General features: G+C 36.3%; 13 protein-coding genes and 1 pseudogene. All 14 read left to right on the top strand.

What is annotated here, in order from left to right; all coding sequences use genetic code 11:
- The first annotated feature begins 51 nt into the window (after positions 1-51).
- Positions 52-1413, top strand: a complete 1362-nt coding sequence (gene dnaA, locus MK385_RS08490; protein ID WP_000660630.1) for a chromosomal replication initiator protein DnaA — start codon at positions 52-54, stop codon at positions 1411-1413.
- A 158-nt stretch (positions 1414-1571) separates the two neighbouring features.
- Positions 1572-2708, top strand: a complete 1137-nt coding sequence (dnaN, locus tag MK385_RS08485; RefSeq protein ID WP_129313792.1) for a DNA polymerase III subunit beta — start codon at positions 1572-1574, stop codon at positions 2706-2708.
- Positions 2709-2772: 64 nt separating this feature from the next.
- Positions 2773-2967, top strand: a complete 195-nt coding sequence (locus MK385_RS08480) for a DUF951 domain-containing protein (protein WP_000285184.1) — start codon at positions 2773-2775, stop codon at positions 2965-2967.
- Between the two features lie 84 nt (positions 2968-3051).
- Entirely contained in the window at positions 3052-4167 is a 1116-nt protein-coding gene (ychF, locus tag MK385_RS08475) for a redox-regulated ATPase YchF (RefSeq protein ID WP_001218700.1), read from the top strand.
- 72 nt (positions 4168-4239) lie between these two features.
- Entirely contained in the window at positions 4240-4809 is a 570-nt protein-coding gene (pth, locus tag MK385_RS08470; protein ID WP_042768687.1) for an aminoacyl-tRNA hydrolase, read from the top strand.
- Positions 4810-8313, top strand: coding sequence for a transcription-repair coupling factor (gene mfd, locus MK385_RS08465; protein ID WP_268725816.1), 3504 nt, complete (start codon positions 4810-4812; stop codon positions 8311-8313).
- Positions 8314-8370: 57 nt separating this feature from the next.
- Entirely contained in the window at positions 8371-8637 is a 267-nt protein-coding gene (locus MK385_RS08460; RefSeq protein ID WP_001234975.1) for an RNA-binding S4 domain-containing protein, read from the top strand.
- On the top strand, positions 8630-8998 hold the full coding sequence (locus MK385_RS08455) for a septum formation initiator family protein (RefSeq protein WP_000041920.1): 369 nt from the start codon (positions 8630-8632) through the stop codon (positions 8996-8998). Before MK385_RS08460 ends, MK385_RS08455 begins: the two co-directional genes overlap by 8 nt.
- Before the next feature lie 4 nt (positions 8999-9002).
- Positions 9003-9125 carry an SP_0009 family protein gene (locus tag MK385_RS08450; protein WP_000429343.1) on the top strand — a complete coding sequence of 41 codons (123 nt, stop codon included), beginning with the start codon at positions 9003-9005 and terminating at the stop codon, positions 9123-9125.
- Complete coding sequence (locus MK385_RS08445) at positions 9118-10386, top strand: serine hydrolase (protein ID WP_268725815.1); 1269 nt, start codon at positions 9118-9120, stop codon at positions 10384-10386. Before MK385_RS08450 ends, MK385_RS08445 begins: the two co-directional genes overlap by 8 nt.
- Entirely contained in the window at positions 10383-11660 is a 1278-nt protein-coding gene (tilS, locus tag MK385_RS08440; protein WP_076984878.1) for a tRNA lysidine(34) synthetase TilS, read from the top strand. The genes MK385_RS08445 and tilS overlap by 4 nt, the downstream gene beginning before the upstream one ends.
- Positions 11661-11664: 4 nt before the next feature.
- Positions 11665-12207 (top strand): hypoxanthine phosphoribosyltransferase, encoded by a 543-nt coding sequence (hpt, locus tag MK385_RS08435; RefSeq protein ID WP_061853362.1) that lies wholly within the window; start codon positions 11665-11667, stop codon positions 12205-12207.
- 15 nt (positions 12208-12222) lie between these two features.
- A complete protein-coding gene (gene ftsH / locus MK385_RS08430) occupies positions 12223-14181 on the top strand; it encodes an ATP-dependent zinc metalloprotease FtsH (protein WP_268725814.1) in 1959 nt (652 codons plus the stop codon).
- 48 nt (positions 14182-14229) lie between these two features.
- A pseudogene (locus tag MK385_RS08425) lies at positions 14230-14339 on the top strand (23S rRNA (uracil(1939)-C(5))-methyltransferase RlmD); the annotation flags it as partial.

Raw genomic sequence — 14339 nt, 5'->3', positions numbered from 1 at the left:
AAATAAGTCTAGCACTAAACTACTAAAATCATAGTAAAGGAGGAAAAATAGTTGAAAGAAAAGCAATTTTGGAATCGTATTTTAGAATTTGCTCAAGAAAGATTGACTCGATCTATGTATGATTTCTATGCTACACCTGCTGAACTCATCAAAGTAGAAGAAAACACAGCTACTATATTTCTACCGAGATCAGAGATGGAAATGGTGTGGGAAAAGCAATTAAAAGATATTATTGTTGCTGCTGGTTTTGAAATTTATGATTCTGAAATCAAACCTCACTATATTTTCACTAAGCCTCAGAGTACAGAATCTCCTCAAGTAAATGATACGAATAGTGTCTCTACTTACGATTACACACCTGCACTACCAACGATTCCCTATTCCGAAACAGGGTTAAAAGAAAAATATACCTTTGATAACTTTATTCAAGGTGATGGTAATGTTTGGGCGGTGTCTGCTGCACTAGCTGTATCTGAAGATTTAGCTCTGACTTATAATCCTCTTTTCATCTATGGAGGACCTGGTCTTGGAAAGACTCACTTGCTCAATGCGATTGGAAATGAGATTTTGAAAAATATTCCTGATGCGCGTGTCAAGTACATTCCTGCCGAAAGCTTTATCAATGATTTTCTTGAACACTTACGACTTGGGGAAATGGAAAAGTTCAAAAAGACTTACCGTAGTCTTGATCTCTTGTTGATCGATGATATCCAATCTCTCAGTGGCAAAAAAGTCGCGACCCAGGAAGAATTTTTCAATACCTTCAATGCTCTTCATGATAAGCAGAAACAGATTGTCCTAACCAGTGATCGAAGTCCTAAACACCTAGAAGGCCTTGAGGAAAGACTTGTCACGCGCTTTAGCTGGGGATTGACGCAAAATATCACTCCTCCTGACTTTGAGACACGTATCGCCATTCTTCAAAGTAAAACAGAGCACTTGGATTACCATTTCCAAAGTGATACTCTGGAATATTTGGCCGGCCAATTTGATTCAAATGTTCGAGAATTGGAAGGAGCAATCAATGATATCACTTTAATTGCCAGAGTGAAGAAAATTAAGGATATTACTATTGATATTGCTGCGGAAGCTATTAGAGCACGTAAGCAAGACGCCCGCCAGATACTTGTTATTCCAATTGAGAAAATTCAAACTGAAGTTGGTAATTTTTATGGAGTGAGTGTCAAAGAAATGAAGGGTACGAGACGAGTTCAAAACATCGTTTTAGCACGTCAAGTTGCCATGTACCTAGCTAGAGAACTGACAGATAATAGTCTTCCAAAAATCGGAAAAGAATTTGGCGGAAAGGATCACACCACCGTTATTCATGCCCATGCTAAAATTAAATCATTGATTGACGAAGACGATAATTTACGTTTAGAAATAGAAGCAATCAAAAAGAAAATTAAGTAGCTTGTGGATAACTTTTCCTTTCTTATCTTTTTTATCCACATTTTTTAAACAAGCTTAGAAGATTAAGTTTACTAAATAGCACCCAGTTTTCCACAGAATTCACAGACTCTATTATTACTATTAACTTTCTAATACTAAAAATAAATAAAGGAGAATCCATGATTCATTTTTCAATCAATAAAAATTTATTTCTACAAGCCTTAAATACTACAAAACGAGCAATAAGCTCTAAAAACGCTATTCCAATTTTATCGACAATCAAAATTGATGTTAGCAATGAAGGAATTACTTTAATTGGATCAAATGGTCAAATCTCCATTGAAAATTTCATTTCTCAAAAGAATGAAGATGCTGGTCTTTTGATTACTTCTTTAGGTTCGATTCTTCTTGAAGCTTCTTTCTTTATCAATGTGATATCTAGTCTTCCAGATGTAACGCTTGATTTCAAAGAGATTGAACAAAAACAAATTGTCTTAACAAGTGGTAAATCAGAAATTACTCTAAAAGGAAAAGATAGCGAACAGTACCCACGAATCCAAGAAATTTCAGCAAGCACACCTTTGATTCTTGAAACAAAACTGCTCAAGAAAATTATCAATGAAACAGCTTTTGCTGCAAGTACGCAAGAAAGTCGTCCAATCTTAACTGGTGTCCATTTTGTTTTGAGCCAACACAAGGAACTAAAAACAGTTGCAACAGACTCTCATCGCCTTAGCCAGAAAAAATTGACTCTTGAAAAAACTGGTGATGATTTCGATGTAGTAATTCCTAGTCGCTCTCTACGCGAATTTTCATCGGTATTTACAGATGATATTGAAACTGTAGAGATTTTCTTTGCAAATAATCAAATCCTCTTTAGAAGCGAAAATATTAGCTTCTACACTCGTCTCCTAGAAGGAAACTATCCTGATACAGATCGCTTGATTCCAACTGACTTTAACACGACAATTACTTTTGATGTTGTCAACTTGCGTCAATCAATGGAACGTGCTCGTCTCTTATCAAGTGCGACTCAAAATGGTACTGTGAAGCTTGAAATTAAAGGTGGGGTTGTTAGCGCCCATGTTCATTCTCCTGAAGTTGGTAAAGTAAACGAAGAAATCGATACGGAGCAGGTGACTGGTGATGATTTAACTATTAGTTTCAACCCGACTTACTTGATTGATTCTCTCAAGGCTTTAAATAGCGAAAAGGTAACTATTAGCTTTATCTCAGCTGTTCGTCCATTTACTCTTGTGCCAGCAGATACTGACGAAGACTTCATGCAGCTCATTACACCAGTTCGTACAAATTAAGTGAAAGAGGTTGAGCTTGGCTCGCCTCTTTTATGATATAATCGAAAAAGAAAAGGAGAGTAGTATGTATCAAGTTGGAAATTTTGTTGAAATGAAAAAACCACATGCTTGCACCATCAAGTCAACAGGTAAAAAGGCCAATCGTTGGGAAATTACACGTGTAGGGGCAGATATCAAAATCAAATGTAGCAATTGTGACCACCTTGTCATGATGAGTCGCTATGATTTTGAACGAAAAATGAATAAGATTATTGACTAAGAACTCTTAGTTAGAGGGTTAGCAAGTTTTTCCTTTTTGTGTTATAATGTTAGGGATTGAAATGAGAACGGAGAATGAGAAACTATGGCTTTAACAGCAGGTATCGTTGGTTTGCCAAACGTTGGTAAATCAACCCTTTTTAATGCAATTACAAAAGCAGGAGCAGAGGCTGCAAACTACCCATTTGCGACTATTGATCCAAATGTTGGGATGGTAGAAGTTCCAGATGAACGCCTACAAAAACTAACGGAAATGATTACTCCTAAAAAGACAGTTCCAACAACTTTTGAATTTACAGATATTGCAGGGATTGTAAAAGGAGCATCAAAAGGAGAAGGTCTAGGAAATAAATTCTTGGCTAATATCCGTGAAGTAGATGCGATTGTTCATGTAGTTCGTGCTTTTGATGATGAAAATGTTATGCGTGAGCAAGGACGTGAAGACGCCTTTGTGGATCCACTTGCAGATATTGATACCATTAACCTGGAGTTGATTCTTGCTGACTTAGAATCAGTTAATAAACGCTATGCGCGTGTAGAAAAGATGGCACGCACGCAAAAAGATAAGGAATCTGTGGCAGAATTCAACGTCCTTCAAAAGATTAAGCCTGTTCTTGAAGATGGAAAATCAGCTCGTACCATTGAGTTCACAGATGAGGAACAAAAGGTTGTTAAAGGCCTCTTCCTTTTAACCACTAAACCAGTTCTTTATGTTGCCAATGTGGATGAGGATGTCGTTTCAGATCCAGACTCTATCGACTATGTCAAACAAATTCGTGAATTTGCAGCGACAGAGAATGCTGAAGTAGTAGTTATTTCCGCACGTGCTGAGGAAGAAATTTCTGAGTTAGATGATGAAGATAAGCAAGAGTTTCTTGAAGCACTTGGTTTGACAGAATCAGGTGTTGATAAATTGACTCGAGCTGCTTACCACTTACTTGGACTTGGAACTTACTTTACAGCTGGTGAAAAAGAAGTCCGTGCTTGGACCTTTAAGCGTGGTATGAAAGCTCCTCAAGCAGCTGGTATCATCCACTCTGACTTCGAAAAAGGCTTTATTCGTGCAGTAACCATGTCATATGAGGATCTAGTGAAATACGGATCTGAAAAGGCTGTAAAAGAAGCTGGACGCTTGCGTGAAGAAGGAAAAGAATATATCGTTCAAGATGGCGATATCATGGAATTCCGCTTTAATGTCTAATAACATTTAACAAATAGTGTCAATTAGGTTGGAAAAAAATTCCAACCCTTTTGGCTTTTGAAAGGAAAATAAATGACTAAATTACTTGTAGGATTAGGAAATCCAGGGGATAAATATTTTGAAACCAAGCACAACGTTGGATTTATGTTGATTGACCAAATCGCCAAAAAACAAAATGTAACCTTTACACATGACAAGATATTTCAAGCTGATCTAGCATCTTTTTTCCTCAATGGAGAAACAATTTATCTTGTCAAACCAACAACATTTATGAATGAAAGTGGAAAAGCAGTTCATGCTTTATTGACTTACTATGGTTTAGATATTGAAGATTTACTCGTTATTTACGACGATCTTGACATGGAAGTTGGAAAAATTCGTTTAAGAGCAAAAGGCTCAGCAGGTGGCCATAATGGCATCAAGTCTATTATTCAACATATTGGAACCCAAGTATTTAACCGTGTTAAAATAGGTATTGGAAGACCTAAAAATGGAATGTCAGTTGTTCACCATGTTTTAAGTAAATTTGATCAGGAAGACTATGTAGGTGTTTTACAGTCAATTGACAAGGTTGACGATGCTGTAAAATACTATTTACAAGAGAAAAACTTTGAGAAAACAATGCAGAGGTATAACGGCTAAATGGTGACTTTATTAGATTTATTCTCAGAAAATGATCAGATAAAAAAATGGCATCAAAATCTGATAGATAAGAAAAGACAACTAATACTTGGTTTATCAACGTCTACCAAGGCTCTTGCAATTGCAAGTAGTCTAAAAAAAGAAAATAAGATTGTATTATTGACATCGACTTATGGAGAAGCAGAACGAATTATCAGTGATCTTCTTTCTCTCTTAGGAGAGGAATTTGTCTACCCATTTTTGGTAGATGACTCTCCTATGGTAGAATTTTTGATGTCTTCGCAAGAAAAAATCATTTCGCGGGTTGAGGCCTTGCGTTTTTTGAGTGATCCGTCTAAGAAAGGGATTTTAGTTTGTAATATCGCAGCAAGTCGCTTGATTTTACCTTCTCCAACTGGATTTAAAGAAAGTATTATAAGGATTGTAGTTGGTGAAGAATATAATCAACATGACCTTCTTCACAAATTAAAGGAAATAGGCTATCGAAAAGTTACACAAGTACAGACCCAAGGTGAGTTTAGTATTCGAGGAGATATTTTAGATATTTTTGAGATGTCTCAGTTAGAACCTTTTCGAATCGAGTTTTTTGGTGATGAAGTAGATGGTATTCGTACTTTTGAAGTCGAAACACAACTATCAAAAGAAAATCAGACAGAACTCACCATCTTTCCAGCTAGTGATCTGCTTTTGAGAGAAAAGGATTATCAACGAGGTCAGTCAGCTTTAGAAAAGCAAATTTCGAAGACTCTATCGCCGATTTTGAAATCCTATCTAGAAGAAATTTTGTCAAGTTTTCATCAAAAACAAGTACATTCAGATAGTCGAAAGTTTTTATCTTTATGTTACGATAAAACATGGACTATATTTGATTATATTGAAAAAGATACACCAGTATTTTTTGATGATTACCAAAAATTGATGAATCAGTATGAAGCCTTTGAAAGAGAGTTAGCGCAATACTTTACAGAAGATTTACAGAATGGTAAAGCATTTTCTGATATGCAGTATTTTGCAGATACAGAGCAAACCTATAAAAAACAAAGTTCAGTTACCTTTTTCTCCAATCTCCAAAAAGGATTAGGAAACCTCAAATTTGATCATATTTATCAATTTAATCAATATCCTATGCAAGAGTTTTTTAATCAATTTTCTTTTCTTAAAGAAGAAATTGAGCGATATAAAAAAATGAACTACACCATTATTCTGCAGTCTAGCAATTCAATGGGAAGTAAAACATTGAAGGATGTTTTAGAGGAATACCAGATTAAATTGGATTCCAGAGATAAGTCAAGTATCTGTAAAGAATCTGTAAACTTGATTGAGGGTAATCTAAGACATGGTTTTCATTTTGTAGATGAAAAAATTCTCTTGATTACTGAACATGAGATTTTTCAAAAGAAATTAAAACGTCGTTTTAGAAGACAACATGCGTCAAATGCAGAACGATTAAAAGATTATAATGAACTTGAAAAAGGGGACTACGTTGTTCACCATATTCATGGAATTGGTCAATATCTAGGCATTGAAACAATTGAAATCAAAGGAATTCACCGTGATTATGTCAGTGTTCAATATCAAAATGGGGATCAAATCTCCATCCCAGTAGAGCAGATTCAATTGCTGTCCAAATATGTTTCAAGTGATGGTAAAGCGCCAAAACTTAATAAATTAAATGATGGTCATTTTAAAAAGGCCAAGCAAAAAGTTAAGAACCAGGTAGAGGATATAGCTGACGATTTAATCAAACTCTATTCTGAACGTAGTCAGTTGAAGGGTTTTTCTTTCTCAGCTGATGATGATGATCAACATGCTTTTGATGATGCCTTCCCTTATGTTGAAACGGATGATCAACTTCGTAGTATTGAGGAAATTAAGAGAGATATGCAGAACTCTCACCCCATGGATCGACTTTTGGTTGGAGATGTTGGTTTTGGAAAGACTGAAGTAGCAATGCGTGCAGCCTTTAAGGCGGTCAATGATCATAAACAAGTTGTCGTTTTAGTTCCGACGACGGTTTTAGCGCAACAACACTATACAAATTTTAAAGAGAGATTCCAAAATTTTGCAGTTAATATTGATGTGTTGAGTCGCTTTAGAAGTAAAAAAGAGCAGGCAGAGACACTTGAAAAATTAAAGAATGGTCAAGTCGATATTTTGATTGGAACGCATCGTGTTTTGTCAAAAGATGTTGTATTTTCAGATTTGGGATTGATGATTATTGATGAAGAGCAACGATTTGGTGTCAAGCATAAGGAAACTTTGAAAGAACTAAAAAAACAAGTAGATGTCCTAACCTTGACAGCAACGCCAATTCCTCGTACTCTCCATATGTCTATGTTGGGAATCCGAGATTTGTCTGTTATTGAAACACCTCCGACCAATCGTTATCCAGTGCAAACCTATGTTTTGGAAAAGAATGATAGTGTAATTCGTGATGCTGTCTTGCGTGAAATGGAGCGTGGAGGTCAAGTTTACTATCTTTACAACAAAGTTGACACAATTGACCAGAAGGTTTCAGAATTACAGGAGTTGATTCCAGAAGCTTCGATTGGGTTTGTTCATGGACAAATGAGTGAAATTCAGTTAGAAAATACTCTACTGGACTTTATTGAAGGACAATATGATATTTTGGTGACAACTACTATTATTGAGACAGGGGTAGATATTCCAAATGCCAATACCTTATTTATTGAAAATGCAGACCATATGGGTTTGTCAACCTTATATCAGTTAAGAGGAAGAGTCGGTCGTAGTAATCGCATTGCTTATGCCTATCTTATGTATCGTCCAGAAAAATCAATCAGTGAAGTCTCTGAAAAGAGATTAGAAGCGATTAAGGGATTTACGGAATTAGGCTCAGGATTTAAGATTGCGATGCGAGATCTTTCGATTCGTGGAGCAGGAAATCTCCTAGGAAAATCCCAATCAGGTTTCATTGATTCTGTTGGTTTTGAATTGTATTCACAGTTATTAGAGGAAGCTATTGCTAAACGTAACGGCAATGGGAACAAAAGAAGCAAAGGAAATGCTGAGTTGATTTTACAAATTGATGCTTATCTTCCTGACAATTATATTTCTGATCAACGACATAAGATTGAAATTTACAAGAAAATTCGTCAAATTGACAACCGTGTCAACTATGAAGAATTACAAGAAGAGTTGATGGACCGTTTTGGGGAGTATCCAGATGTGGTGGCCTATCTTTTAGAGATTGGTTTGATCAAGTCATATTTGGACAATGTATTTGTAGAACGTGTGGAAAGAAAAGAAAATAAGATTACAGTTCAATTTGAAAAAGTCACTCAACGTCTATTCTTGGCTCAAGATTATTTTAAAGCCTTATCCGCAACTAACTTAAAAGCAGCCATAGCTGAGAATAAGGGATTAATGGAAGTTGTATTTGATATCCGAAACAAGAAGGATTATGAAATTTTAGAAGGGCTGATGATTTTTGGAGAAAGTTTACTAGAGATAAAAGAATCAAAGGAAGCTAATTCTCTTTGACGTTTTTCTTCTATAAAAGGGATAAAAATGGTACAATAATAATTTGAGGTAATAAAAATGAGATTAGACAAGTATTTAAAAGTATCACGAATTATTAAGCGCCGCACAGTCGCAAAAGAAGTAGCAGATAAAGGTAGAATCAAGGTGAACGGAATCTTGGCCAAAAGTTCAACGGATTTGAAAGTTGATGACCAAGTTGAAATTCGCTTTGGAAATAAGTTGTTGCTTGTTAAAGTACTAGAGATGAAAGATAGTACAAAAAAAGAAGATGCAGCAGGCATGTATGAAATTCTCAGTGAAACACGGGTAGAAGAAAATGTCTAAAAATATTGTACAGATGAATAATTCTTTTATTCAAAATGAACACCAACGTCGTCGTTACCTGATGAAGGAGAGACAAAAACGAAATCGTTTTATGGGTTGGGTCCTTATTTTGATGATCTTGTTGTTTATTTTACCAACTTATAACTTGGCTCAAAGCTATGATCAGTTACTGCAACGACGTCAGCAATTGAAAGAGTTGAAAGAGCAGTACCAAACTCTTAGTGACGAAAAGGATAAGGAATCTGCTTTCGCTGCAAAGTTAAAAGATGAAGACTATGTAGCAAAATATGCACGCGCCAAGTACTATTACTCAAAGAAACGAGAAGCGATTTATACAATTCCTGATTTGCTTCCGAGGTAATGTCATGGAAAATTTATTAGAAGTTGTTGAGCAGTTTCTAAGTTTATCAGATGAAAAACTAGAAGAATTAGCAGCTAAAAATCATTTATTACGATTACAAGAAGAAAGGGAAGAGAAGAATGCGTAAGTTCTTAGTAGTTTTATTGCTACCTGCTTTTATCATAAACTCAAGAGTAGTTAGCACAGAAAAACAGCTTCCTTACTCTTCGCAAGAAATTTATTATCTAACTGAGTCTGATTATGGATTCTACTATAAAGAAACTCTGGAATCCCCAATGGTATATGGAGAAACAGCTGTCTATGCTAATGAGGACCTTGTCAAGGAGTCTGGTAAATTAACTCCTGAAACCGTCTTTAAAATCGTAGAATGGCGTTTGAATAGACAAGGTGTTCCTGTTTTTAAATTAGATAATCACCAGTTTATCCTTGCTGATAAGCGGTTGGTCTATGATCAAAGTCATGTTCAAATTCAAAATAGACAAGTATGGTTGGAACCGGGGTTTGTTATCTATAACAGCCCTTATGGTGCTAAAGAAACTTCTTCTACCCTCTCCCCTTATCAACACGTAAAAGTGGATAGAACTCTCTTTGCTGAGGGACAAGAATTTCTTCATATTGATCAAGTTGGGTGGGTATCAAAAGAGTTTGTCTCAGAAGAGGATAATCGCATCCAGAAGGTTCAAGAAATCTTATCAAACAACTATCAGAATGAAAATTACTCTATTTATGTTAAACAGCTGAGTACAGGTAAAGATGCTGGGGTGAATGAAGACAACAAACTCTATGCAGCCAGTATCTTGAAACTGGCCTACCTTTATTATGCTCAGGACAAGATAAATCAAGGCGACTATACGCTGGACAGTAGCTTCAAGTATATCCCCGAAGTAAATAGCTTTCCTGGCTCCTATAAACCAGAAGGTAGTGGTAGTTTACCTAAAAAAGAAGACAGCAAAGATTACAGTCTCAAACAGTTAATTACCAAGGTAACAAAAGAGTCTGATAATGTTGCTCATAATATTTTAGGTTATTATGTGACCAATCAATCTGACGGGGCTTTTAAAGAAAAAATGTCCACCATTATGGGTGAAGATTGGGATGTGAATGATAAATTGACTTCTTCAAAAATGGCTGGAAAGGTCATGGAAGCTATTTATAATCAGAATGGTTTTGTCCTAGAGTCTCTAAGCAAGACTGATTTTGACAATCAAAGAATTGCAAAAGGTGTTTCGGTTAAGGTAGCTCATAAAATTGGAGATGCCGACGAGTATAAACATGACACTGCCATTGTCTATACGGATTCTCCTTTCGTTCTTTCTATTTTCACCAAAAATTCTGATTATGACACTATTGCTAAGATAGCTAAGGAGGTCTATGAGGTTCTAAAATGAGGGAACGGGATTTTTTAAATCATTTTCTCCGAAAAGAGCATTTCAAAAAACATTCTAAAGTCGTGTTAGCTTTATCTGGTGGACTGGATTCAATGTTTTTATTCCAGCTATTGTCTACTTACCAAAAAGAGTTGGAAATTGAGTTGATTTTAGCACATGTCAATCACAAGCAGAGAAGTGAGTCTGACTGGGAGGAAAATGAACTAAGGAAGTTAGCTGATGCAGCTGAACTTCCTATTTATATCACAAGCTTTTCAGGAGACTTTTCAGAAGCGCGTGCTCGAGAGTTTCGTTATGATTTTTTTAGGAAAATCATGAAAGAGGTTGGAGCAATTGCCTTGGTTACTGCCCACCATGCAGATGATCAGGTTGAAACGATTTTGATGCGCTTAATTCGAGGTAGTCGACTACGTCATTTAACAGGAATAAAAGAAAGTCAAGTAGTTGATGGAATTGAAATCATCCGTCCCTTGTTGAGTTTTCATAAAAAGGATTTTCTACCAATTGCTCATTTCGAAGATCAAACAAATCAGGAAAGTACCTATTTTCGCAATCGCATTCGGAATAGGTATTTACCAGAACTTGAAAAAGAAAATCCTCGCCTTAAATCTGCCCTTTTAGATTTAGGAAGGGAGATTTCAGATTACCAAGTAGCCATAACGGAGCTTTCTAAACAAATTGATGTGGAAGATTTGAATGAGCTATTTTCATACTCTCAACAAACTCAAGGAATCTTGCTCCAGAACTATCTTAATCAATTTCCAGACTTAAATCTGACAAAGGCTCAGTTTGCTGAAGTTCGACAGATTTTAGAAACTAAAAGCCAGTATCGTCATTCTCTTAAAAATGGCTATGAATTGATAAAAGAGTATCAGAATTTTCGAGTTTGCAAAATCAGTCCACAGGCCGATGAAAAGGAAGATGAACTTGTGTTACACTATCAAAATCAAGTTCGATATATGGGCTATTTATTTTCCTTTGGCATCCCTATTGAAGGGGATTTTGTTCAAAAAGTAACGGTTTCACGGGAAACATCTGTACATATTAGATGTCGAAAACCTGGCGATGTTATTATCCTAAATGGTCATCGAAAGAAACTGAGACGCTTATTTATAGATTTAAAAATCCCTATTGAAAAACGAAAAACAACCCCTATTATTGAGCAATTTGGAGAAATTGTCTCAATTTTAGGAATTGCGACCAGTGATTTGAGTAAAAACACGAAAAATGATATAATGAACACTGTAATTTATATAGAAAAAATAGATAGGTAAAAAGATGTTAGAACACGATATTAAAAAAATCCTCGTTTCACATGATGAAATTACAGAAGCAGCTAAAAAGCTAGGTGAACAACTAACAAAAGAGTATGAGGGGAAAAATCCAATTCTTATTGGAATTTTGAAAGGATCGATTCCTTTTATGGCTGAATTGGTCAAACATATTGATACGCATATTGAGATGGACTTCATGATGGTATCTAGTTACCATGGTGGAACAGCAAGTAGTGGTGTGATCAATATCAAGCAAGACGTGACTCAAGATATCAAAGGAAGACATGTTTTATTTGTAGAGGATATCATCGATACAGGTCAAACCTTGAAAAATTTGCGAGATATGTTTATTGAAAGAGAAGCAGCTTCTGTTAAAATCGCGACTTTGTTGGATAAACCAGAGGGACGTGTTGTTGAAATTGAAGCGGATTATACTTGCTTTACTATTCCAAATGAGTTTGTAGTAGGTTATGGTCTAGATTATAAAGAAAATTATCGTAACCTTCCTTATGTCGGAGTATTGAAAGAAGAAGTTTATTCAAATTAGAAAGATCTATCTTTAATGAAAAAACAAAATAATGGTTTAGTTAGAAATCCATTTCTCTACTTGTTAATTATCTTCTTCCTAGTGACAGGATTCCAGTATTTTTACTCTGGAAATACTACTGGACGAAGCGAAAAAATTAACTATACAGAACTGGTAAAAGAAATTACAGCAGACAATGTAAAAGAATTAACCTATCAGCCAAATGGTAGCGTCATTGAAGTGTCTGGTGTTTATAAAAATTCTAAGACTGGTAAAGAAGAAACGGGAATTCAATTTTTCCCTCCTACAGCTACAACAGTAGAAAGATTCTCAAGTACTATTCTTCCGTCTGATTCAACAGTTTCAGAATTGCAAAAACTTGCTTCTGAACATAAGGCGGAGGTAACGGTTAAACATGAGAGTTCGAGCGGTATGTGGATCAATATCCTTGTCTCTGTTGTGCCGTTTGCTATTCTCTTCTTCTTCCTATTCTCTATGATGGGAAATATGGGAGGAAACAATAGTAGAAATCCAATGAGTTTTGGACGTAGCAAAGCCAAAGCTGCTAACAAAGAAGATATCAAGGTACGATTCTCAGATGTTGCTGGTGCCGAGGAAGAAAAACAAGAATTAGTAGAAGTTGTTGAATTCCTAAAAGATCCAAAACGATTTACAAAACTTGGAGCCCGCATTCCAGCAGGTGTTCTTTTGGAGGGTCCTCCGGGAACAGGTAAAACTTTGCTTGCTAAGGCAGTTGCTGGAGAAGCAGGAGTTCCATTCTTTAGCATCTCAGGATCTGACTTTGTAGAAATGTTTGTCGGAGTTGGTGCAAGCCGCGTTCGTTCTCTTTTTGAGGATGCAAAAAAAGCAGCGCCAGCCATCATCTTTATCGATGAAATTGATGCTGTTGGTCGCCAACGTGGTGTCGGCCTCGGTGGAGGAAATGATGAACGTGAACAAACCTTGAACCAACTCTTGATTGAAATGGATGGTTTTGAGGGAAATGAAGGAATCATCGTTATCGCTGCGACAAACCGTTCAGATGTCCTTGATCCAGCTCTTCTCCGCCCAGGACGTTTTGATAGAAAAGTCTTGGTTGGTCGCCCTGATGTTAAAGGTCGTGAAGCAATCTTGAAAGTTCACGCTAAAAACAAACCTCTAGCAGAAGATGTTGATTTGAAATTAGTTGCCCAACAAACTCCAGGTTTTGTGGGAGCTGACTTGGAAAATGTTCTAAATGAGGCGGCCTTAGTTGCTGCTCGTCGCAACAAATCAATTATTGATGCTTCAGATATTGATGAGGCAGAGGACAGAGTGATTGCTGGACCATCTAAGAAAGATAAAACAGTATCACAAAGAGAACGTGAATTGGTTGCTTATCATGAGGCTGGACATACCATTGTTGGTTTAGTCTTGTCAAATGCCCGTGTTGTTCATAAAGTTACCATTGTACCACGTGGACGTGCAGGTGGCTACATGATTGCACTTCCGAAAGAGGATCAAATGCTTCTATCCAAAGAAGACATGAAAGAACAATTAGCAGGTTTGATGGGTGGTCGTGTAGCTGAAGAGATTATCTTTAATGTCCAAACGACAGGAGCTTCAAATGACTTTGAACAAGCTACACAGATGGCGCGTGCAATGGTTACTGAATACGGTATGAGTGAAAAACTTGGCCCAGTCCAATACGAAGGAAATCATGCTATGTTTGGTGCACAAAGTCCTCAAAAATCAATTTCAGAGCAAACAGCCTATGAGATTGATGAGGAAGTTCGTTCATTATTAAATGAGGCACGAAACAAAGCTGCTGAAATTATCCAATCAAATCGTGAAACTCACAAACTGATTGCAGAAGCATTGTTGAAATACGAAACATTAGATAGTACTCAAATTAAATCCCTTTACGAGACAGGAAAAATGCCTGAGACAGTAGAAGAAGAATCCCATGCACTATCTTATGATGAAGTAAAATCAAAAATAAGTGAAGAAAAATAAATTTAGAGAGGTTCAACCTCTCTTTTTATGGTTTAATGTGATAGCTAGCGAGCAGATGCCCTGATAGTCGACCCTCCTCGTACAGGGTTAGATGATAAGCTACTGGATACCATTATGACCTATGTTCCAGAAAAAATGGTCTATGTATCCTGCAATGT

The sequence above is a fragment of the Streptococcus oralis genome, assembly GCF_026782125.1.
Lineage (GTDB): Bacteria > Bacillota > Bacilli > Lactobacillales > Streptococcaceae > Streptococcus > Streptococcus oralis_CE.
The sequence above is the reverse complement of the archived record's forward strand: the minus strand, read 5'-3'. Positions and strand labels throughout refer to the sequence as shown.

Coding starts and splice junctions, on each gene's coding strand:
- dnaN (WP_129313792.1), top strand. CDS start 1,572: ATGATTCATTTTTCAATCAATAAAAATTTATTTCTACAAGCCTTAAAT.
- MK385_RS08480 (WP_000285184.1), top strand. CDS start 2,773: ATGTATCAAGTTGGAAATTTTGTTGAAATGAAAAAACCACATGCTTGC.
- ychF (WP_001218700.1), top strand. CDS start 3,052: ATGGCTTTAACAGCAGGTATCGTTGGTTTGCCAAACGTTGGTAAATCA.
- pth (WP_042768687.1), top strand. CDS start 4,240: ATGACTAAATTACTTGTAGGATTAGGAAATCCAGGGGATAAATATTTT.
- mfd (WP_268725816.1), top strand. CDS start 4,810: ATGGTGACTTTATTAGATTTATTCTCAGAAAATGATCAGATAAAAAAA.
- MK385_RS08460 (WP_001234975.1), top strand. CDS start 8,371: ATGAGATTAGACAAGTATTTAAAAGTATCACGAATTATTAAGCGCCGC.
- MK385_RS08455 (WP_000041920.1), top strand. CDS start 8,630: ATGTCTAAAAATATTGTACAGATGAATAATTCTTTTATTCAAAATGAA.
- MK385_RS08450 (WP_000429343.1), top strand. CDS start 9,003: ATGGAAAATTTATTAGAAGTTGTTGAGCAGTTTCTAAGTTTATCAGAT.
- MK385_RS08445 (WP_268725815.1), top strand. CDS start 9,118: ATGCGTAAGTTCTTAGTAGTTTTATTGCTACCTGCTTTTATCATAAAC.
- tilS (WP_076984878.1), top strand. CDS start 10,383: ATGAGGGAACGGGATTTTTTAAATCATTTTCTCCGAAAAGAGCATTTC.
- hpt (WP_061853362.1), top strand. CDS start 11,665: ATGTTAGAACACGATATTAAAAAAATCCTCGTTTCACATGATGAAATT.
- ftsH (WP_268725814.1), top strand. CDS start 12,223: ATGAAAAAACAAAATAATGGTTTAGTTAGAAATCCATTTCTCTACTTG.